General features: G+C 70.1%; 17 protein-coding genes. 2 read left to right on the top strand and 15 right to left on the bottom strand.

Annotated elements, in window-relative coordinates; all coding sequences use genetic code 11:
- Positions 1-4 precede the first annotated feature (4 nt).
- The 3 genes from ISO16_RS14915 to ISO16_RS14905 all read right to left on the bottom strand — a co-directional run bounded on the left by ISO16_RS14915 (position 5) and on the right by ISO16_RS14905 (position 3,251).
- Positions 5-685, bottom strand: coding sequence for a nitroreductase (locus tag ISO16_RS14915; protein ID WP_006940961.1), 681 nt, complete (start codon positions 683-685; stop codon positions 5-7).
- 37 nt (positions 686-722) lie between these two features.
- A complete protein-coding gene (locus tag ISO16_RS14910; protein ID WP_072636504.1) occupies positions 723-2,153 on the bottom strand; it encodes a flavin-containing monooxygenase in 1,431 nt (476 codons plus the stop codon).
- A gap of 90 nt (positions 2,154-2,243) precedes the next feature.
- Positions 2,244-3,251, bottom strand: a complete 1,008-nt coding sequence (locus ISO16_RS14905; RefSeq protein ID WP_006940963.1) for an NAD(P)H-dependent glycerol-3-phosphate dehydrogenase — start codon at positions 3,249-3,251, stop codon at positions 2,244-2,246.
- Positions 3,252-3,450: 199 nt separating this feature from the next.
- Between ISO16_RS14905 and ISO16_RS14900 the strand changes: the two genes are divergently transcribed.
- Positions 3,451-3,621, top strand: a complete 171-nt coding sequence (locus tag ISO16_RS14900; RefSeq protein WP_167666173.1) for a hypothetical protein — start codon at positions 3,451-3,453, stop codon at positions 3,619-3,621.
- Positions 3,622-3,674: 53 nt separating this feature from the next.
- Here ISO16_RS14900 and ISO16_RS14895 read toward each other — a convergent pair whose 3' ends face one another.
- The 9 genes from ISO16_RS14895 to ISO16_RS14855 all read right to left on the bottom strand — a co-directional run bounded on the left by ISO16_RS14895 (position 3,675) and on the right by ISO16_RS14855 (position 15,883).
- Positions 3,675-4,937 (bottom strand): benzoate/H(+) symporter BenE family transporter, encoded by a 1,263-nt coding sequence (locus ISO16_RS14895; RefSeq protein ID WP_072636503.1) that lies wholly within the window; start codon positions 4,935-4,937, stop codon positions 3,675-3,677.
- A 7-nt stretch (positions 4,938-4,944) separates the two neighbouring features.
- Positions 4,945-7,629, bottom strand: a complete 2,685-nt coding sequence (locus tag ISO16_RS14890) for a helix-turn-helix transcriptional regulator (protein ID WP_072636502.1) — start codon at positions 7,627-7,629, stop codon at positions 4,945-4,947.
- Positions 7,630-7,640: 11 nt separating this feature from the next.
- The gene (locus ISO16_RS14885) at positions 7,641-8,987 is read right to left on the bottom strand and encodes an MFS transporter (RefSeq protein ID WP_006946218.1); all 1,347 of its coding nucleotides are present in this window, start codon (positions 8,985-8,987) and stop codon (positions 7,641-7,643) included.
- 108 nt (positions 8,988-9,095) lie between these two features.
- Positions 9,096-9,905 carry a 1,6-dihydroxycyclohexa-2,4-diene-1-carboxylate dehydrogenase gene (locus ISO16_RS14880; protein ID WP_072636501.1) on the bottom strand — a complete coding sequence of 270 codons (810 nt, stop codon included), beginning with the start codon at positions 9,903-9,905 and terminating at the stop codon, positions 9,096-9,098.
- Positions 9,902-11,512 carry a benzoate 1,2-dioxygenase electron transfer component BenC gene (gene benC, locus ISO16_RS14875; RefSeq protein WP_006946215.1) on the bottom strand — a complete coding sequence of 537 codons (1,611 nt, stop codon included), beginning with the start codon at positions 11,510-11,512 and terminating at the stop codon, positions 9,902-9,904. Before benC ends, ISO16_RS14880 begins: the two co-directional genes overlap by 4 nt.
- A gap of 33 nt (positions 11,513-11,545) precedes the next feature.
- Positions 11,546-12,049, bottom strand: coding sequence for a benzoate 1,2-dioxygenase small subunit (gene benB / locus ISO16_RS14870; RefSeq protein WP_043801243.1), 504 nt, complete (start codon positions 12,047-12,049; stop codon positions 11,546-11,548).
- Positions 12,050-12,062: 13 nt separating this feature from the next.
- Complete coding sequence (gene benA, locus ISO16_RS14865) at positions 12,063-13,454, bottom strand: benzoate 1,2-dioxygenase large subunit (protein WP_072636500.1); 1,392 nt, start codon at positions 13,452-13,454, stop codon at positions 12,063-12,065.
- Between the two features lie 209 nt (positions 13,455-13,663).
- Positions 13,664-14,668, bottom strand: a complete 1,005-nt coding sequence (locus ISO16_RS14860) for a 2Fe-2S iron-sulfur cluster-binding protein (RefSeq protein WP_006946208.1) — start codon at positions 14,666-14,668, stop codon at positions 13,664-13,666.
- A 3-nt stretch (positions 14,669-14,671) separates the two neighbouring features.
- Entirely contained in the window at positions 14,672-15,883 is a 1,212-nt protein-coding gene (locus tag ISO16_RS14855; RefSeq protein WP_072636499.1) for a cytochrome P450, read from the bottom strand.
- Positions 15,884-16,022: 139 nt separating this feature from the next.
- Here ISO16_RS14855 and ISO16_RS14850 point away from each other — a divergent pair, with 139 nt between their 5' ends.
- A complete protein-coding gene (locus ISO16_RS14850; RefSeq protein WP_037201213.1) occupies positions 16,023-16,988 on the top strand; it encodes an AraC family transcriptional regulator in 966 nt (321 codons plus the stop codon).
- 75 nt (positions 16,989-17,063) lie between these two features.
- Here the strand turns inward: ISO16_RS14850 and ISO16_RS14845 are convergent, their stop codons facing one another.
- From ISO16_RS14845 to ISO16_RS14835, 3 genes are all read right to left on the bottom strand, one after another.
- The gene (locus ISO16_RS14845) at positions 17,064-17,555 is read right to left on the bottom strand and encodes a hypothetical protein (RefSeq protein ID WP_072636498.1); all 492 of its coding nucleotides are present in this window, start codon (positions 17,553-17,555) and stop codon (positions 17,064-17,066) included.
- A 72-nt stretch (positions 17,556-17,627) separates the two neighbouring features.
- Positions 17,628-19,247, bottom strand: a complete 1,620-nt coding sequence (locus tag ISO16_RS14840; protein WP_029546515.1) for a 4-hydroxyphenylacetate 3-hydroxylase family protein — start codon at positions 19,245-19,247, stop codon at positions 17,628-17,630.
- A 50-nt stretch (positions 19,248-19,297) separates the two neighbouring features.
- The gene (locus ISO16_RS14835) at positions 19,298-19,861 is read right to left on the bottom strand and encodes a flavin reductase family protein (RefSeq protein WP_072636488.1); all 564 of its coding nucleotides are present in this window, start codon (positions 19,859-19,861) and stop codon (positions 19,298-19,300) included.
- Positions 19,862-20,052: the final 191 nt, after the last annotated feature.

Below are 20,052 nucleotides of genomic sequence, written 5' to 3'. Positions count from 1 at the left end.
GTGGTTACTCCTCCACCCACCGCACGGCGTCGTCCAGGCTCGCCCGGTCGGTGCGGCAGGTGTTGGCGGGGTGGCTCTCGTCGGCGTAGCCGAAGGAGATCGCGCACACGATGTCGCGCTCGTCGGAGATGCCGAGTTCGCGGCGGACGGCTCCGGCGGCCATCGCGACGGCGGCCTGCGGGACGGCGGCGATGCCGAGCGCCTGCGCGGCGAGGAGCAGGGTGGCGACGTACCCGCCGCAGTCGACCGCTCCGTACGTGCCGAGTGCCTTGTCGGTCGTGACGATCGCGACGTGCGGCGCCCCGAAGAAGCGGTAGTTCTCGAGCATCTGCTCGGTGCGGCGCGCGTAGTCGTCGCGGGCGATGCCGAGGCTGTTGTAGAGGGCGTAACCGGCGCCTCGGCGCCGGTCGGCGTACACCCCGCGGTACTCGGCGGGGCCGGGGATGTCCGGGTCGAGATGGCCGGACGCCGCCTGCTCGTACACCGCGGTCCGCAGCCGCTCGATGGCGTCCCCGCCGGCCACGACGACCTCCCACGGCTGGGAGTTGCACCACGACGGGGTGCGCTGCGCCATCCGCAGCATGGTTTCGATGTCCTCGCGCGGCACCGGCTTGGACAGGAACGCCCGGCAGGAGTAGCGGGTGTCGAGCAGGGTCGAGAGCGAGGCACGGTGGTCGATCGTCATGTGACCAGGGTCGCACAGGCACCTGTGTAGCGCTCGTTCAGGGCCGTCGTGCGGGACCGGCGGCCGTGTAGTTCTCCCGGTCGAACCGCCGGGTGCGCAGCCGGTATCGCCAGGACGAGCCCGGCCACAGCGACCGGTTCACCGCGTCGCGGTCCAGGTACCAGCTCCGGCACCCCGTGCTCCACACGGTGCCTGTCGAGCGCCGGCGCATCTCGTCGGCGAACTCTCGCTGGGTGGCCGCCCGCACCTCGAGTGCGGTGACGCCCTCCCGGTCGGTGGCGTCCATCGCGGCGGCGACGTAGCGGAGCTGGCTCTCGATCATGAACAGCAGCGAGGTGTGGCCGATGCCGGTGTTGGGCCCGCCGAGCAGGAAGGCGTTGGGGAACCCGGCGACGGTCGTGCCCAGGTGCGCCGACGCGCCGTCGCGCCCCCACCGCTCGAGCAGGGTGCGGCCGTCGCGGCCGACGACCGGCAGGCCGGCGAGCGCGGCGGACACCCGGAATCCGGTCGCATACACCAGGACGTCGGCCGCGTGTTCCCGACCGTCGACGGTGCGCACACCGTGCGGGCCCAGTCCCGCGACCGGGGTGGTGACCACCGTGCTGGAGTCTCGGGCGAGCGCGGGATAGTAACTGTCGGAGAACAGGATCCGTTTGCACCCGATCCGGTGCCGCGGGGTCAGGGCGCGGCGCAGGTCCGGGTCGGGCACCTGCCGGTGCAGGTGCCGCAGCGCCCGGGCCTCGAGGCGGGCGAGCCGGCGGTCGGACCCGGTGAGGGCGGGGACGAGCGCCTCGCCGCGCCAGTACTCGACCGTCCGTCGCGCGCGGTGCGGCAGCGGTAGGTGCTGCCTGCGGCGCGGCAGCACCCAGGCGGGGCTGCGCTGGAACAGCGTGACACGGCCGGCGGTGTCGGCGAGGTACGGGATCACCTGGGCGGCGCTCGCACCGGTGCCGATCACGGCGACGTGCCGCCCGGTGACGTCGACGGCGTGGTCCCAGCGCGCGGTGTGGAAGGCGGGGCCCGCGAAGGAGCCTTCGAGGCGGGGAATCTGCGGGACGTTCAGGGCGCCGGTGGCCAGGACGAGGAAGCGGGCCGCGTAGTCCGGACCGTGGTCGGTGCGCACGTGCCAGCGGCCCGTCGTCTCGTCCCACCGGCACCCGGTTGCGGTCGTGCCGTAGGCGATCCGGTCGTCGAGCCCGTTCCCTGCGGCGAACGCGTGCAGGTGCGCGAGGATCTCCGGCTGGGTAGCGCGGCCGCGGGCCCAGCCGGCCTGGGGAGCGGACGAGTACGAGTACAGGGCCGGATGGATGTCGCACTCGCACCCCGGGTAGGTGTTGTCGCGCCACGTGCCGCCGAGAGCGGCGCTCCGTTCGAGAACGCGCACGTCGCGGCCGCGTTGCCGCAGGTATGCGGCGGCACCGAGCCCGGCGAAGCCGGCGCCGACGACGAGTACTTCGGTTCCGATCACTTGAACAGTGTGCAAGTACCGGCTTCACCAGGCAAATTATGGTCTATATCGCCATCTAGTACGCGGTCGAGAATCCCGGATACTTCCCGATCAGACCACGTCCTCCTCGTTGCCCGGCGTGACCCGGCGCAGCCCCCGGTACGCGTCGGCGGGGGAGCGGCGGCCGGCCACGACGGCCTCGACCTCGGCGGCGATGGGCATCTCCACCTCGTACTCGCGCGCCAGTTCCATCACCGTCGGTGCCGTCTTCACCCCCTCGGCCACCTGGCCCAGCCGGGCCACCGCCTCCTCGAGGGTGAGCCCGCTCGCCAGCGCCTCGCCGATCCGGCGGTTGCGGGACGCCGGGCTCGTGCACGTCGCGATCAGGTCGCCCATGCCGGTCAGGCCGGCGAACGTCCGCGGGTTGGCCCCCATCACCTCACCGAGCCGGGTCATCTCGGCGAGGCCCCGGGTGAGCACCATCGCCCGGGTGTTGTCGCCGACCCGCAGCCCCTCGGCCATGCCCGCCGCGATCGCGACGATGTTCTTCAGGACCCCGCCGAGTTCACAGCCGAGGACGTCGGTGTTGCGGTACACGCGGAAGACCTTCGAGGCGAACAGTGGCTGCAGGGCCGCCGCGACGCGTTCGTCCGCCGTGGCCACCACCGCGGCGGCCGCCATGCCGTCGGCGACCTCGCCGGCGATGTTCGGCCCGGCCAGCAGCCCCACGGGGTGCCCCGGCAGGCATTCGCCGATCACCTCGGTGGGCCGCAGGCGCGTGCCCGGTTCGAGTCCCTTCGCGAGCGAGAGGATCGGCACCCAGGCCCGCACCTCGTTCGAGATCTCGGCGAGGGTGGCGCGGACCGCGTGGGACGGCACTCCGACCACCAGCACGTCGGCCTCGTGCGCGGCCTCGAGGAGGTCCGAGGTGGCGCGCAGGTTGGCCGGCAGGGTCCGCTCGCCGAGGTACCGGGTGTTGCGGTGCTCCTCGTCGATCTCGCGGGCGGTGTCCGGATTGCGGGACCAGAGCAGGGTCGGGGTGTTCCGGGCCGACAGCCCTGCGACGGTGGTGCCCCACGAGCCGGAACCGAGGACGACGACGCGAACCGGACGTGCCATGGGTTGTTGATCCTGTCTGCGCGGCGGGACGGTACGGCCCTCAGGGTGTCAGTTCGCCCGTCCCGGCGCCGGATTTTCGCGGTATGCCCGGTCCCCGATCTGCGTCGTCCCGTATGTGCGGATGCGCACACTGGCATATCTGATACCCCAGGGGGTATATTGACGATAGACCCCGACCGCTTCCCCGAGGAGGACGCCCATGTGTTACCCCGTCACCTGCCCCAAGTGCGGAAAGACCGGCTGGGGCGGCTGCGGCCAGCACGTCGACAGCGTGATGAAGTCCGTGCCCGCCGCCGAGCGATGCGCCTGCGACCAGGACTCCGCTCCCAAGACGAGCTCCGGCATCTTCGGCTCGCTGTTCGGCCGCTGACACCCACCGGCTCGGGACACGGCGGGTGCGCGCACCCACGCGCGCGCCCGCCGTCACCGGCCGGGGGTCCAGTCCCCCCGCTCGAGCAACCGCGACACGATCACCCCGGCCACCAGGCCCCAGAACGCCGCCCCGATGTTCCAGAACGTCACGTTCGCGGCGGTGACGACGAATGCCACCAGCGCCCCCATCGTGTACTTCGAGGCGAACGCCGTCACGAACGCGCCCTGCAGCGCCCGCAGCATCGCCAGGCCCCCGAGGGTCGCGACGAACGCCGCCGGCGCGGCGGTCATCCACCGCACGAACAGCGGCGCGAACAGTCCGAACACGATCGAATACAGCCCGAAACACACGGCCGCCGTGTACTGGCGGCTCCGCTCACCGGACGCGGTGAGCAGGGCGTTCGTCGGGCCGGTCAGGCACGTCGACACCGCGCCGACGCAGGCGGCACCGAGCGACCACACCCCGCACGCGATCGTGGTGACGTTGATCGGGGGCCGGTGCCCGGCCGCCGTGAGCACTGCGACGCCCTGCCCGTTCTGCACCACCAGCACGGTGATCGCCAGCGGGATCACCAACTCCAGCAACGCCGTCCACGTGAACACCGGGGCGGTGAAGACCGGCGACGCGAGGATACCCGCTCCGCCCGGGGCCGGGGAGAAACGCCCCGACGCCGCCACCGCGACCGCACCGGCGATCAGCGCCCCGAGGATCGGCGGCAGCCACCGGCCGATCCGGCCGAACGCGCTCAACGCCAGGAACATCAGCACCATGGGCGCGGCGATCGCGACGTCCGCACCGAGCGCGAGCACCAGGTCCACACCGAACTTCAGGAAGACGCCGGCCACCATCGCCATGACGATCGGCATCGGCAGCGCCTCCATCACCCGCCGCACCAGCCCGGACGCCCCCAGCACCAGCACCAGCAGGCCGGTGACCAGGAACGCCCCGATCACCTCCGGCCAGGACAGGTGCCCCAGCGACCCGCCGACGAGGATCGTGCCCGGAATCGTCCAGGCGAAGCCGAGGGGCTGCCGGTAGGCGATGCTCATCGCGATCGTCAGCACGCCGTTGAGGACGAAGATCCCGAAGATCCACGACGCCAGTTCGGCGGCGCCGAGCCCGCCGGCCGCGCCGGCCGCGAGGACGACCGCGACCGGCCCCGTCGACGAGAACACCAGCCCGATCACGCCGTTCGCCGCGTACTCGACGCCGAGGTCCCGCAGCACCCGGCGCGGCCGGGTCACGGGCCGAGCGGGCCGCTCGAGCAGGTCGGTGTCGTTCGGGGGAGAGGTCTTCTCGTCGACTGCTGTCATCTCTTCCTCACTCCTCTTGCCGGAACTGGGCGGCCAGCTCGCTGCGCGAACGGATGCCGAGCTTCGCGTAGACCCGTGTCAGGTGGTACTGCACCGTCTTCACCGACAGGAACAGCTCGCCCGCCACGTCCTTGTTGGTATTGCCCGCGGCCACCAGCGCGGCGACCGCCTTCTCCTGCGGGGTCAACGCCGCCAGATCCATGTGTGTCCGGCGGGTATCGTCGCCGTTCGCCTTCATCCCCCCGGCCTTGAGTTCGCGGTCGCAGCGCTGCACGTACGACGTCGCGCCGAGCGTCACGTACAGCTCGCGGGCCGTGCGCATCACCGCGTCCGCCTCCCGCCGGCGTCCGGCGCGGCGCAGCGTCTGCCCGTACGCGAAGTTCACGCGGGCACGGTCGTACGGCAGCGACAGCGTCGCCAGGTTCGCCAGCGCGTCCTCGAATATTCTGCGGGCGGCGTCGATGTCACCCCGTGCCCCGTGGATCCGTCCGCGCACGTATCCGAGCCGCGCCCGGGCGGACAGGTGCCCACGGGAGACGGCCAGTTCCTCGAACGGACGGAGGAACTCGTCGGCCTCGTCGACGCGTCCGGTCATCACGAGAGCATTCGCGTACAGGTCCGGCCACGGCCAGAAACCCGGTTCCACCAAGGCCTGCCGCCGACGGGTGGTGAGCGGTGCGAGGTGCCGCAGCACCCCGTCGTAGTCGGCGGCGACCTCTGCGCACTGGGCGGCCGCGATGCAGGACGGCACCACCATGACGGCATAGTCGGTGGCGCCCGCGCGTCCGCGACGCAGGTGCTCGCGGGCCAGCGACCAGTCCCCGCGCAGGGCGTGCACCTGTGCTCCCGTCCAATGCACCAGCGGCCGAAGCAGATCCAGGCCGGCCGTGTCGAGCTGTGCGGCCGCGCGGTCGACGGTGCGTACGGCGTCGTCCCATGCGCCGAGCGCGAACTCCGTGCGCGCCAGCCACGCCTGCGCCCACAACGAGATCCGGATCGAGCCGCCGCGGAAGACGGTCGGCTCGGCACTCTCGAGCTCCGCGCGGGCGCGATCCGGCTCGTCCAGCGCCAGGGCGAGCCAGCCCTCCGCCATGCGGATCCGCTGGCTCTGGGCGCCGAGCCGGAAGGTCTCCGACAGCTCTGCGTACGAGGCGCGTGCCTCGTCGACGCGGCCGGTCATGGCCAGGCCGAGGCCGCGGATCGCGGCCGACTCGACGGCAGCGGGCATGTCGGGAGCTACGAGGGACGACGCGCGGTCGGCCCACTCGACGAGGCCCGCGCCGTCGAGCTGGGCCAGCGAATGCAGCACCATGCGCTGGCAGATCATCGCACCCAGATCGGGGTCCCGGGCCGGGTCCGGGAGCAGTTGCCATGCGCGCGTGAGCAGCTGGGAGGCCTCGGCCGACCGGCCGCGCTGGATCGCCAGGTAGCCGAGCACCACGTCGCGCATGGAGCCCTCGGGCGCGGCCTCCATCGCCGGCACGAACGTCAGCGCCTGGGGCAGGTCCGCCGCGCCCGTGAGGGCGTCGACGCCGCGGATCAGCCGCTGCGCGCGCTGGTCGCGGTCGGGACTGATGCCACTCGCGATGATCAGTGCCTCGGCAGCATCCGACCACGCACCGACGGCGGCGCGGCGCCGGCCGTACCGATCGAGGCGGTCCGCGAGGTCCGCATCGGCGGTGGGGGTGGCGGAGACCAGGTGGGTGAGGGCGGCACCCTCGTCGTCGACCAGTTCGGCGGCGCGGGCGTGCAGGTCGCGCCAGCGGGCGGGACCGATGTCGTCCGCGACGGCGGCCCGCGTCATCGGGTCCGGGAAGATCAGGGTGACCGCGCCGCGCTGTTCGCGTCGCCGGAGCAATCCGGCGGTGTGCGCGGCGTCGAGCGCCGCGGTCGGGTCCGCCAGCCCGGCCAGCGCCGCGGCCTGGGTCAGGGTGCTTTCGCCACCGAGCACGGCCGCCGCTTCCACGAGTGCCCGGGTCTCGGCGGGGCAGTGGTCCAGCGTGCGGCGCACGGCGCCCGACCGTTCCTGGGGCGCCGGGAACCGGGCCTGCCAGTGCTGCCACTGGTTGCGGGGGATCTCGTCGAGCAACTGCAGGATCGGGCGGGGTGTGCCGAGAGTGTGCTCGAACAGCCGTCGCGCGGTCCACGGCGACAGGTCCACGCCGATGCGGGCGAGGGCCAGCTGGGCGATGTCCTGCGGCCCGAGGGGCCGCACGTGCACGGAGAGGGCGCGGTGATGGTCGAGCACCTGCCGGGTGCTGTCCGGGACCGCCTCCGGCAGCGGGTCCACGGTCACCAGCAGGACGAGCAACTGCTTGCCGTGGGCGCGGCGGACGGCGGACGACAGAGCCTGCAACGACTCGGAATCGGACCAGTGCGCGTCGTCGACGACGAGAACGGTGGGATCGTCCACGAGGGACAACAGTTCGTGCGCCACTTCCACCGGATCACGTCCGGTGACGGGGGCCTGCAGCAGTTGCTCGGCCGTGCTCCACGCGCGCGCCGCCTCCCACGGGACGCCCGCGGACACGCGGACCTGCCAGCCGTTCAAGACCTCGGTGAATCGTTGCACCAGGGCGGATTTGCCGATACCCGGCGGACCCTCGACGAGGGCGAGCACGGGTGAACCGGCTCGCGCCTCGCCGAGGTGACGGTCGAGCTCGGAGAGCTCTCGGGTACGTCCGACCAGCATGGCGGGGTGAGTCACACTTCCACGGTAGTGGGGCTCGCGGCCGCAGCTTCGGGGGTTCGGGCAACGTACTGCGCACCCCGTCGGATGGGAACGAACACCGTGACCAGGGCGCCGGCCACGGCGATGCCCGCGAAGATGTAGAAGCTCACGTCGTTGCTCAGCCCGGCACCGATGAGCAGGCCGCCGATGATGGGGCCGAAGATGCCGCCGAGCCGTCCGAATCCGGCGCACCAGGCGACACCGGCACCGCGCGCTGCCGTCTCGTAGTAGTTGGAGACGAACCCGTAGATGAGCACCTGGGTGCCGATCGTGCCGACCCCGGCGATCGCCACCGCGGTCAGCAGGACGGGCAGCGGGAACCCGAAGGTGAGGAGGATCAGTGCCAGGCCGGCGAGGCCGAACGTGGTGGCGATGACCGGCTGGGGACCGCGGCCGTCGGCGATCCGGGAGGCCAGGAGGCCGCCGATGATCGCACCGCCGTTGAGCACCAACAGGAATGCGAGCGAGCCCTTCGCGTTGTAGCCGGCGTCGGCCATGATCTTCGGCAGCCACGTGTTCAGGCCGTAGGTCAGCAGGAGCCCGGCGAAGCTCATCAGGCCGAGCAGGGTGGTGCCCCACGCGTAGCGGCGGGTGGCCAGTGCGGCGAATCCGACCTTCTCGGCCGGGGCCGGGGCGATCGTGGGCAGGGGGAGACCGAACTTGTCACAGACCGCGGCCGCCTCGTCCGTCCGCCCGCGCGCCTGCAGCCACATCGGAGATTCGGGGAGCTTCACCAGGGCCAGGGGCAGCAGGATCACCAGCGGCAGCGCGCCGATCCAGAACAGTCCGCGCCAGCCGATGGTGTCGCGCAGCACGATGGCCAGCAGAGAGGCGAGGACGCCGCCGGCGGGGACGCCGCTGTAGACGATCGCGTTGAACAGGTTCCGTTTCCCGGGCGGAGCGAACTCGGCCACCACGGCACCCGCGGTGGCGACGAGACCACCGACGCCGATGCCGGTGAAGAAACGCAGGATGCCGAAGGAGGTGATGCTGGTGGCCATCGCCGCGGCGCCCATGCCGACGGAGAACCAGACGATGTTGATCAGCATCATCTTCCGGCGCCCGAGCCGGTCGCCGAACGCGCCGGTGAACAGGGCGCCGACCATGACGCCGATGAGGGCGTACGAGCCCAGCGCGCCGCCCTGCTGCGCGGAGATCGCTCCGATCTGGCTGGGGTCGGCCATCAGTGTGGGCAGGATCGTCCCGTAGACGACGAGGTCGTAGCCGTCGAAGATGATCGCGAGCGTGGCGAGGGCGACGACCCAGATGACGGTGCGGCGGTGCCGGGGACTTGCCCAGGCGGTTGTGTTGTCGGCCATGTCGGCTCCGGTCTGTGAGTGCGGTCACAAATGAAACGGGGCAGAAAGAGGGCCTCACCGGCAGGGGATCCCTGGCCTGTCGGTGAGGCCTGTGGCGGTGCTGGGGTGTTACCCCAGGTCGCCGCCGGCGACGGGAAGAACCGTGCCGGTGATGTAGGAGGCCTCCTCCGAGGCCAGGAAGGTGATCGCGGCGGCCTGCTCGTCGAGCGTGCCGTACCGCTTGAGCAGCGAGGAGTCGACCGTCTGGTCCACGATCTGCTGGTACCAGCCCTTCTCCTGCTCGCTCTGCGCGGCGGGGCCGCGCGCTACCCGGCGGGCGGGGGCGTCGGTGCCGCCGGGGGCGGTGGCGACGACCCGGATCCCGTACGGGGCGGCCTCGAGGGCGAGCGCGGCGGTGATCGCGTTGACCCCGCCCTTGGCGGCGGCGTAGGGGACGCGGTTGACACCGCGCGTCGCCACGGAGGACACGTTGACGATCGTGCCCGAGCGTTGCTCGATCAGGTACGGCAGCACCGCGCGGCATGTCCACAGCGTCGGGAACAGCGACCGCTGCACCTCCGCCTGGATCTGCTCGGGGGTGTAGTGCTCGTACGGCTTCGCCCAGATCGTCCCGCCGACGTTGTTGACGAGCACGTCGATGCGGCCGTGCTGCTGCCGGGCCTCGTCGATCGCGGACTGCGCTCCCTCGAAAGTCTCGAGGTCGACGGTGACGGAGTGCGACTGGAAACCCTTCTCGCGCAACTCCTTCGCCACCTCGTGCACGAGCTCGGAGCGGTCGACGAGGGTCACGGATCCGCCCTCGGCTGCGATGCGGGACGCGACCACGAGGCCGATACCCTGCGCGGCGCCGGTGACGGTGACGACCCTGCCGTCGAAGCGGCCCGGGTACACGGTGCCGACCGGAAGAAGGGCACTCACGCGAGTTCCACCTTCGCGGACTCCTCGATGGCGCGGCGCATCGTCGCCTTGGCGTGCTCGGCATGGCTGACGATGAGGTCGCGGGCCGCCGCGCGGTCCTTGCGTTCGAACGCCCGCACGATCTGCAGGTGGTCGTGCGGAATCTGCTCGTCCACCCACTGCGCGGTGCGCAGCACCTTGCGCATCAGCTGGGTCACCTCGAGCCGGTTGTACGCCTCGAGCAGCACGGGATTGCCGCAGCAGCGGAACAGGAACTCGTGGAAGGCGGCGTTGGTGTCGGTGAACGCGCCCGCGTCGGTGAAGCGGTCGTGGTCGATCGACGCGGTCGACGCCTCGGCGAGAATCCGGAATTCCACGAGCTGCGCGTCGGTGAGCCGGCCGATGGTCAGCTCCAGCGCACCGAGTTCGAGCGCCATGCGCGCGTCGAACTGGGCGTCGGATTCGGTGACGGGCGGGTGCTCCTCGCCGATCTCGTAGTTGCCCACCGGCACCTGCTCGGCGGCGCCGAGGGACACCGGCAGGCCGGTCTCCTCGGCGGCCCTGGTGGCGGCTTCGAGTTCCCGCTCGGTGGGCCGGGGCGCCGGTTCGGCGGCGCCGGGGGTCGCGGAGTTGTTGAACTTCTCGAAGTAGAAGTTCGTCACCGAGATGCCCTCGTCCGACAGGTGCGTGCGCACCGCCTCGACCATCGGCGGCGGCCCGCACAGGTAGACGTCGACGTCGCCGTCGTTGAGGTGCTTCGGCTCGAACAGGCCGGTGACGTACCCCTTGTTGGGGGCGGTCGACTCCGGATCGGAAACGCAGTAGTCGAACGTGAAGTTCGGCAGCGACCGCGTGTAGGCCTCGAGCTTGTCCAGCTCGACCAGGTCCTGGTCGAAGCTGACGCCGTAGACCAGGTGCACTGGCAGGTCGCTGCCCTCCTCCTGCATCTTCGACAGGATGGCGAGCAGTGGCGCGAGGCCGGTACCGCCGGCGAGCAGGAGGGCGGGGCGCTTACGCTCACGCAGGAAGAAGCTGCCGAACGGGCCGGTGAACTGCAGGGTGTCTCCCACCTGGGCGCGATCACTCAGGTACTCGGACATCAGGCCGCCCTCGGTGATCTTCACCAGGAAGGACAACTGTGGGTCGTTCGGTCCCGTGCTGAACGAGTACGACCGGGTCTGTTCCGTTCCGGGCACGGTGATGTTCACGTACTGGCCCGGCAGGAACACCAGGTCGTCCCGATTGGGGATCTCGACGGTGAAGCCCACGGTGCTGGGAGAGAACCGCTGCAGGTCCGTGATCGTCGCCGTGTACGTCGCGGCCGCGGTCTTCGCGACGTCCGAGGTCGTCGCGATCTGCAGCACGAGATCGGATTCCGGGACCATCTGGCACGGCAGGCAGAATCCCTGCTCGGCCTCGTCGTCGGTCAGCGCCTCCTCGATGTAGTCGCCGCCGTCGTAGTTGCCGGACTCGCACAGTGCCTTGCAGGTACCGCACGCGCCGTCGCGGCAGTCGAGAGGAATGTTGATCCGCGCCTTGTACGACGCGTCGGCGACCGTCTCGTTCGGTCCGCACTTGATGAAGCGGGTCACCCCGTCCTCGAAGCTCAATGCCACCTGAAAGCTCACGGCATGTGCCTCCTTTCGTGAATCGGGGGTGGATCAGACGACGTAGACGTCCACGATGTGGTGGATGTAGTCGTTCTTGAGCACGATCTTCTTCTTCTTGATCACCGGGTGCGGGCCCGAGACGTCGAGGGTCACGAAGTTCGTGCCGAAGTAGGTGTCGGTGGTGTTGTACCGGTAGTACAGCGAGAACCAGTTGTGGCGCAGGTCGATCTCGGTGCCGCGGCGCTCGAGGATCTCGACGTTGGTGATGTTGTGGCCGGTGCGCGGTTCGGGCAGCGACGTCGCGGAGGAGCGGTCGGTGCGGATGCGGAACACCCGGTCCTCGAGGCCACCGCGGTTGGGGTAGTAGATGAGCGAGATCTCGCGCTGCGGGTCCTCGGTGAGCGCACCGTTGTCGTCCCATGCCGGCATCCAGTACTCGGCCTGCGGGTGGTAGCACTCGAGCCACTTCTCGAACTCGCGGTCGTCGAGGAGACGGGCCTCACGGTAGAGGAACTGCTCGATGTCGGTCTGCGTCAATTCCGTTGCGGCGGTCATGTCCTGGTCTTCCTCAGCGCTCGTTCGTGGTGGTGGGCTCGGCGGCGGCGTTCTCGGCGGTTTCCGCCGCGACGGCCTTGCGCATGCTCTCGAGCCAGAAACCGTGCTGGATCGGGTACAGGCCCTCGTCCTCGGTCTTCACGCCGCTCGACAGCACGTTCTTCATGCCGAGGTCCAGCGCGACCTGGTCCGGTCCGTTGAGCTGGTGGGTGGCGCCGCGGCTGAGGTCGTTCCACGGGGCGGCCGACGCGAGATAGGTCTTCTGGCAGGACCGGAACTCCTCGAGGTCGTCCGGGGTGGCCATTCCGGTGGCGTTGAAGAAGTCCTCGTACTGGCGGATGCGGTTGGCGCGGGATTCGGCGCTCTCACCCTTGGGGGCGATGCAGTAGATGGTGACTTCGGTCTTGTCCACGGAGATCGGCCGGAAATGCCGGATCTGCGAGGAGAACTGGTCCATCAGGTACACGTTCGGGTAGAGGCAGAGGTTGCGGGACGCGCCGACCATGAACTCGGCCTTCTTCTCGCCGAATTCTGCGGCGAGCTTGTCCTTGCGGGGGAAGAGCGGGCGGTCCTGCGGGTTGCCCCACCACATCCACAGCAGCAGGTGGCCGTTCTCGAACGAGTGGTAGCCGCCGCCCTGCTTGCCCCAGGTGCCGGCGTCCATCGCCTTGGTCTCGTTGGTCGACTCGCCGGCGGTGCGGCGCGCGGTGGTGGCCGCATAGTTCCAGTGCGTCGCCGACACGTGGTAGCCGTCGGCGCCGTTCTCCGCCTGCAGCTTCCAGTTGCCGTCGTAGGTGTAGGTGGACGAACCGCGCAGCACCTCGAGACCCTCGGGGGACTGGTCCACGATCATGTCGATGATCTTGGTGGCGTCGCCGAGGTGCTCTTCGAGGGGCTTGACGTCCTCGTTCAGGCTGCCGAACAGGAAGCCGCGGTAGCTCTCGAACCGGGCAACCTTGGTCAGGTCGTGGCTGCCGTCCTTGTTGAACCCCTCCGGGTAGCCGGCGTCGCGCGGGTCCTTGACCTTGAGCAGCTTGCCGTTGTTGCGGAACGTCCAGCCGTGGAACGGGCAGGTGAACGTGGTGCGGTTGTCGGTCTTGCGCCGGCACAGCATCGCGCCCCGGTGGCTGCACGCGTTGATCAGGCAGTGCAGCTCGCCCTCCTTGTCGCGGCTGATCACGACGGGCTGGCGACCGATGTAGGTGGTGAAGTAGTCCCCGTTGTTCGGAACCTGGCTCTCGTGCGCGAGGTAGACCCAGTTGCCTTCGAAGATGTGCTTCATCTCCAGCTCGAAGACTTCCTCGTCGGTGAAGATGTTGCGGCGCACTTGGTATCGGCCGCTGGCCGCGTCTTCGACGAGAGCGCCGTCGAGGGCGGCGCGCACATGGTCCAGGGTCTCGGTCATGGGGATCCTCCAGAAAGGGTGTCGGGTCGGCCCCGGCGGAGAATGGGGCTGTTTCCGCGTTATCTCCACCATGCCACCATGTGGCCGCAGTCACACCAGGCAAATGCCTAGGCCTACCTAGGACCCTCGGCAGGAGGGTAGGAAGTCCCCAAACGCCCGGTGCGTCCTTTGGGCTGCTGGAACAGCCCAAAGGACGCACCGGGGGTGGGTCACGTCGCCGAGGTGAACTTCTCCCGCCGGATCCGGCGCGGCGACATCCGGCGCCGCTTGCACGCCTTGACGGCGCTGTCGACGAAGGCCTCGGAGCCGCAGATGTAGCCCGTGTACTCCTTCGCCGACGCCACGTCCTCGACGAAGGCGTCGGGGGCGTAGCCCTCGCGGTCGCCGCCGGACTCACGGCTCAGGCACGCCACGAACCGGAAGCCGGGATGCTGCGCCTCCAGCTCGCGGAAGAAGCCGGAGTCGTAGAGGTCCTCGGCGGTGCGCACCCCGTGGTAGAGGACGATCTCGCGCCGCGGATCCAGCGACAGCGCCTGCCGGACGATGCTCTTCATCGGGGCCAGTCCGGTCCCGCCCGCGAGCAGCACCATGGGGCCGGTGGACTCCGCGTCGAACGTGAAGTCCCCGAGCGGTCCGGTGACGTCGACACGGTCGCCGACCGCGACGGTGCCGAACGCCCACCGGTCGCTCGCGACCCCACCCGGCCGGCGACGGACATGCAGCTCGAGCAGCTTCGCCTCACCCGGGGTGTTCGCCAGCGAGTACTGCCGCCGGACGCCGGTGCCCGGGACAGTCAGTTCGACGTACTGCCCGGCGGAGAATTCGAGCGGCGTGTCCAGGGTGAGCAGCATCCGCCGCGTGTCGTGGGCGATGTCGCGGACCTCGGTGACGGTGCCGACGAGGTCGCGCAGCGCGTGGGTGGCGTCCCGGTCCCGGCCGTCGTCGGTGCGTGGCCGCTCGACGACGGTGTCGCCGCACGGCGTGGCCTGGCACGCGAGGGCGAAGCCCGCGTCGCGTTCCGTCGCGGGCAGCGTCGCCTCGGGGGACGTGCGGTGGTCGACGGCGCCGGAGCGGACCCGGATCTTGCAGGTGCCGCACGTGCCCTGGTTGCACGAATTGGGCATCCACACCCCGCTGCGCAGCAGTGCGTCGAGCACGGTCTGCTCGGGTGCGCACGCGACGGTGGTGTCGCCGACGGTGACGGTGGCGCTCATGTCCTAGACCTCCCAGGTGACGTGCAGGGCGGTGGGTCCGCGGAAGCCCCAGCCCCAGAACTCGACGTCGGCGTTCGTGTCCCGCTCGAGGTTGGGGATGGTGTCGAGCAGTTCCTCGAGGCCGATGCGGCACACGTGGTTCGCGAAGTAGATGCCGGCGCACGCGTGGTTGCCGGCGCCGAACGCCAGGTGCGGCAGCGGCGGGCGGGTCATGTCGTATTCGGTGGGGGCGTCGTACTTGCCGGTGTCGTGATTGGCCGAGCCGTACGACAGGATCACCACGGTGCCTGCCGCGATGTCGACCCCGGACACCGTGGTGTCCCGCGTCGCGAGGCGGGCGGTCGCCGACCAGATCGGCGACGTCCACCGCATGCCCTCGGCGATCGCGCGCGGAATCAGACCCGGCTCGTCGACGACGGCTTCGAACTGTTCGGGCCGGCTGAACAGCCCCGCCAGCGTCGAGGACATGGCGTGCCCCGGCTCCTGCATGGCCCCGAGCAGGAACACGTACAGCGTGGGATAGATGTACTCGCGGTCGCGGGTCTGTCCCTCGGGCATGCCGTCGTGCAGCCAGTGCGACATCGCACTGTCGTCCGGGTGTTCGATCCAGTGGTCGATCAGGGGATCGACGATCGAGCGGATCTCCGCCTTCGCGGCGTCGCCGGCCGCGAACCGCTCCTGGTCGGTGAATTCACCGTGGTCGTCGACCTCGGCGTTGGTGAAGGAGTCGGACAGCTTGTGGAACCACTCGCGCAGCGTGTCGGAGCCGACGTCCTTCAGCCCGAGCAGGTCGCCGAGCGCGCGGACGCTGACCGGTTCGCAGTACCGGGCGACGAGATCGGCGCGGCCGTCGTTCTCGAAACCCTCGAGGTAGCGGCGGGCGATGGGCCGGACCAGGTCCTCGATCCAGCGGTCGACCTCGCTCGGCTGCAGCGCGGGTTCGACCATCGAGCGCAGATCCTGGTGGATGTCGCCGTTGACACCGATGATCGCGGGATGTCCGAACGTGCGGCCGCCGGCCGGGGTGATGATGGCCTCGAAGTCGTCGCTCGTCGCGATGGCGTGGCACGCCTCGGCGGTCGAGGCGACGAACGCGCCGAGGACGGGGACGAAGGCGACCGGTGCCTCGGCCCGCAGCCGCTCGTAGACCGGGTACGGGTTGCGCTCGAGTTCGGTCATGGTGATCTCGTCGATCCATGAAAGGGTGCTCGTCATCGGTAGTGCTCCTCGATGTGTCTTCGGCGGTTAGGCCCCTCGAGCGGGGCCGTTCGTCGGGTGAGGCAGAACATATGACGGCAGTCACACGATCGCCGAGACGATCCGCGCGGCCCCTGGACACATCGCGCGACTTTCTGTGACCGGCGTCTCCGCTACGTACGCTCGTGGTGTGAGTGCGACCGAGATCGGAGACTGGGATGCCGCATCCCGGGCGGTGGCGGACGCGTACTTTCCCCATGAGCTGACCGATTTGTCGGGCACCGACCGGCCGAAGCTGTCGCTGACGACGGTCGATCTCGGCGGGGTGACCCTCGGCCGCCTGCACTGGGGTGCCGACATCGCCATCGCGTGCGACTATCCGGGCGCCTACGAGGTGAACATCCCGGTCACCGGCCGGCTCGAGTCCCGTGGCAGCCACGGCGAGACCGTTTCGGTGCCCGGTCAGGCCACCGTCTTCCGGGCCGACACTCCGAGTGTGATCACCCATTGGGGCGCAACGTGTTCCGTGCTCGGGGTGAAGTTCGACCGGGAGCATCTCGAGCGGGAGGCCGACCGGATCCTCGGTTCGCCGGTGCGATCGAAGCTCGAGCTGCCCGACCAGCTCGACCTGACCGGTCCGGCGAGCGAGTGGCACGGGCTCGTCCGGGCCCTGTCCGAACAGCTCGACGGCGCCCTCGAGGTGGTGCGCAATCCGGTGGTCGGGGCGCAGCTCGCCGGTGCCGTGACCGCGGCGTTCGTCCTGGCCGTCGCCCCGCAGGACGGACCGGCCGGACCCCCGCGGCCGGGCATGATCCGTCGCGTCCTCGACGCCCTGCACGACGATCCCGGCCGGGCGTGGACCTCGGCCGACATGGCCGAACTGGCCGGCACCAGCGTCCGCCGCCTGCAGGAGGCGTTCGCCCACTTCGTCGGCCGCAGCCCGTCGGCGTGCCTGCTCGACATCCGGCTCGACCGCGCCCACGCCGACCTCGTCGCCGGAGCGGGCGCGGTCACCGTCGCCGACGTGGCCTACCGGTGGGGTTTCAGCCACCCCGGCCGGTTCGCCGCGGCGTTCAAGCGGCGCTACGGGACGACGCCCGCGGAGGTCCTGCGCGGCCGCTGACGCACACAGAAGTCCCGGACGTCGACAACCGTCGAGACGCTTGTCGATGTCCGGGACCTGTGTCGTTGCGTGCGCCTACCCGACCCAGAACTGCGGGGTGGGCCGGTCGAACGACAGCTCCGGGAAGTCGTCGTCGCAGATCGGGACCCGGGCTCGGCGCTCGACGTAGTCGTGGCCGTAGGCGCGCATGTGCTCGATGCACGCGACGGTGTATCCGACGGGATCGGGGTGGACGGCGGTGGCCGGCCGGAAGAGGTTGGGAAAACCCTTCGCCGTCAACGTGTTCGCCGTGCACCGCGCACCGTCGCGGCCGCACAGCGGGAGGGTGCCGTCCCCGTCGACGAGGAACTTGGCCCGCGCGACGACGGTCGAGCCGTCGAGGATGTCCCAGCGGTGGTCGACGTCGTCGTAGCGGGCGGAGGTCGCGCCGGCCGTGTCGTGGACGGCCAATCGCAGTTCGTCGCGCAGGCGGCCGGCCGCCCGCAGGGCGGCGAAGGAGCGCCCGAGGACCACGGCGTCGAACTCCGGGACGGGGGCATGGGCGACGGACTTCGAGGCGGTGGTCATCTCGGGCGCTCCTTCGCGGGTGGAACGCCGCGCGCGGGCGGCAGGGGATCGCCCGCGCGCGGCAGCTGGGGGTTACTTGCGGTAGTAGGCGCTGACGTCGTCGTTGCCGATGAGGTCGGGCACGGTCCAGCCGTCGAGGTCGTACTCGCTCATGAACTGCTCGGCCAGGCCCTTCATGCCGGAGACGATGCCGCGGTTCTCGGCGGCGAACAGCAGTTCGGCCTTGACGTTCTCGTGGTTGCCGGAGTAGTTGCGCTCGTACAGTTCGTGGCGGCCGCCGAACTCGGAGCCGATCGAGTCCCACAGGGCCTTCATGACCTTGACCCGGTCCACGGCGGTGATGCCGTCGGAGCCGCGGACGTACTTGTCCAGGTAGGGGCGCACCTCGGGGCTCTTGAAGTCCGCCGCCGACGAGGGCAGGTAGATCAGGCCGGACGCGACGTCCTGCTCGATGATCTCCTTGATCCGCGGGTAGCCGGAGATCATGAACATCCGGTAGGTCAGGCCGTACTCGAGCTTCGGGATGACGGTGTCGCCGATCCACGGCTCGGGGTCGCGGGCCATCGACTCGGTGAGCGACCAGAACAGGTTGCGCCAGCCGATGACCTCCCCGACGCGGGTCTGCACCCCGCGGAAACCGCCGGCGCCGGTGGCGTCGAGGGCCTTGAGCAGCAGGCCCGCGATGAAGTCGAGCTTGACGGCGAGACGGGTGCAGCCCTGGAAGGTGAACCGCGGCAGGAATCCGGACTGCGGGAAGAACGCGTTGATCTTCTCCACGTCCCCGTACATGAACACGTTCTCCCACGGCACGAGCACCTTGTCGAAGATGAAGATCGCGTCGTTCTCGTCCATGCGCGAGGACAGCGGGTAGTCGAACGGCGAGCCGACCACGGCGGCGTTCTGGCTGTAGGAGGCCCGCGAGATCAGCTTGATGCCGGGCGCATCCATCGGCACCGTGCAGATCAGGGCGAATTCCTTCTTCTTGATCGGCAGGCCGTAGTGGGCGATGAAGTTGTAGTTGGTGATCGCCGAGCCGGTGGCGACGACCTTGGCGCCGGAGACGATCAGGCCCGCGTCGGTCTCCTTCTCCACCTTCATGAACACGTCGCCGACCTGGTCCGGGGGCAGTTGCCGGTCCACCGGGGGGTTGATGATGGCGTGGTTCCAGTACAGGACCTTCTCCTGCGATTCGCGGTACCAGCGCTTGGCGTTGTCCTGGAACGGGGCGTAGAGCTCGCTGTTGGCGTTGAGGGTGCCGAGGAAGGAGGCCTTGTAGTCGGGGGACCGGCCCATCCAGCCGTAGGTCATCCGCGCCCAGGTGGCGATGGCGTCGCGCTCGGCGAGCAGGTCGTCGGCGGAGGTGGGGGTGCGGAAGAACGGCATGGTCACCCCGCCGTTGCCGGTGTCGGTGGGACAGGTGAGGGTGCCGACGTGCTCGCCGGTGTGCAGCGCGTCGTAGAGGCGGGCGGTCATGCGGATGGAGTTGCGGAACGCCGGATGGTTGGTGAAGTCCTTGACGCGCTCGCCGTGCAGCCAGATCTCGCGGCCGTCCTTGATCGATTCGATGTACTCGTCCCCGGTCATCGGCCGCGTGGCGAAGTTCTGCTGCCGGTTCGCCGGGGAATCGGCGGCGACGTTCACCGTGGAGCGGTCGATCGTGTTCTCGCCGGGACGGGACTCGAGAGTGGTCATGGATATCTCCTTGCGGGTGAAGGGAACTGGTAAGTGGTTCCGGGCGGTGGTCAGTTCACCGCGGCATCGAGGTGGAGCGGGGTGAACCGGGTCCGGGCGTCGAACCAGCCGCTGTGCGGATCGTCCATCGAGCCGTTCCATGCGGCGGAGGCGCTCGGTGCGCCGAGTTCGTGGAAGGTGCTCCGGTAGAACAGCAGCGGGGCGGTGTCGCGACACTGGGCGTCGACGATCTCGCCGATGTAGATCACGTGGTCGCCGCCGTCGTACTCGCGCCACGGGACGCAGGACAGGGTCGCCGCGGCCCCGGCGAGCACCGGCGCCGTGGGTCCGTCCTCGAACACCGGGCCGGGGGTCTGCGGCCGGCCGGCGAAGTGCAGGGCGGTGTCGACCTGGTCCGCGGCGAGGATGTTCACCGCGAACGGTGCGCCGGAGAGGAAGCCGCACGCCTTCGACGTGCGGGTCAGGGTGACCTGGCACAGCCGGGGCTCGAGGGAGACGGCGGTGAACGCGGTGACCGTCGCGCCGTGGGGTGTGCCCTCGCGGTTGGCGCAGGTGATCACGGTGACGCCACTTGCGAACTGTCCGAAGATGTTCCGGAGCCGACGCTGTTCCATTTCGGCGCTCCTCCCGGGTCGATCCGTGCTGGTGTGATGTAGACCATAGGAGCGGGTGGGTGCCGGCTGCGATCCGCTGAACGCGGTCGCTATCCGGTTAGCGCGGTCGGCGTGACCGATGGCCTCGTTTGCCCGGAGACGTGTTGCCCATCACACTGGGCAGTGGGTCCCGGGTATACCGGGACGAAGGT

The organism is Rhodococcus sp. M8 (assembly GCF_015654185.1).
Lineage (GTDB): Bacteria > Actinomycetota > Actinomycetes > Mycobacteriales > Mycobacteriaceae > Rhodococcus > Rhodococcus aetherivorans.
This window is presented reverse-complemented; position numbering and strand designations above follow the sequence as displayed.

Bases quoted from the DNA above. Each gene is read 5' to 3' on its own strand.
- ISO16_RS14915 (WP_006940961.1), bottom strand. From the start codon at position 685: ATGACGATCGACCACCGTGCCTCGCTCTCGACCCTGCTCGACACCCGC.
- ISO16_RS14905 (WP_006940963.1), bottom strand. From the start codon at position 3,251: ATGGCACGTCCGGTTCGCGTCGTCGTCCTCGGTTCCGGCTCGTGGGGC.
- ISO16_RS14900 (WP_167666173.1), top strand. From the start codon at position 3,451: ATGTGTTACCCCGTCACCTGCCCCAAGTGCGGAAAGACCGGCTGGGGC.
- ISO16_RS14895 (WP_072636503.1), bottom strand. From the start codon at position 4,937: ATGACAGCAGTCGACGAGAAGACCTCTCCCCCGAACGACACCGACCTG.
- ISO16_RS14890 (WP_072636502.1), bottom strand. From the start codon at position 7,629: ATGCTGGTCGGACGTACCCGAGAGCTCTCCGAGCTCGACCGTCACCTC.
- ISO16_RS14885 (WP_006946218.1), bottom strand. From the start codon at position 8,987: ATGGCCGACAACACAACCGCCTGGGCAAGTCCCCGGCACCGCCGCACC.
- benB (WP_043801243.1), bottom strand. From the start codon at position 12,049: ATGACCGCCGCAACGGAATTGACGCAGACCGACATCGAGCAGTTCCTC.
- benA (WP_072636500.1), bottom strand. From the start codon at position 13,454: ATGACCGAGACCCTGGACCATGTGCGCGCCGCCCTCGACGGCGCTCTC.
- ISO16_RS14860 (WP_006946208.1), bottom strand. From the start codon at position 14,668: ATGAGCGCCACCGTCACCGTCGGCGACACCACCGTCGCGTGCGCACCC.
- ISO16_RS14855 (WP_072636499.1), bottom strand. From the start codon at position 15,883: ATGACGAGCACCCTTTCATGGATCGACGAGATCACCATGACCGAACTC.
- ISO16_RS14845 (WP_072636498.1), bottom strand. From the start codon at position 17,555: ATGACCACCGCCTCGAAGTCCGTCGCCCATGCCCCCGTCCCGGAGTTC.
- ISO16_RS14840 (WP_029546515.1), bottom strand. From the start codon at position 19,247: ATGACCACTCTCGAGTCCCGTCCCGGCGAGAACACGATCGACCGCTCC.
- ISO16_RS14835 (WP_072636488.1), bottom strand. From the start codon at position 19,861: ATGGAACAGCGTCGGCTCCGGAACATCTTCGGACAGTTCGCAAGTGGC.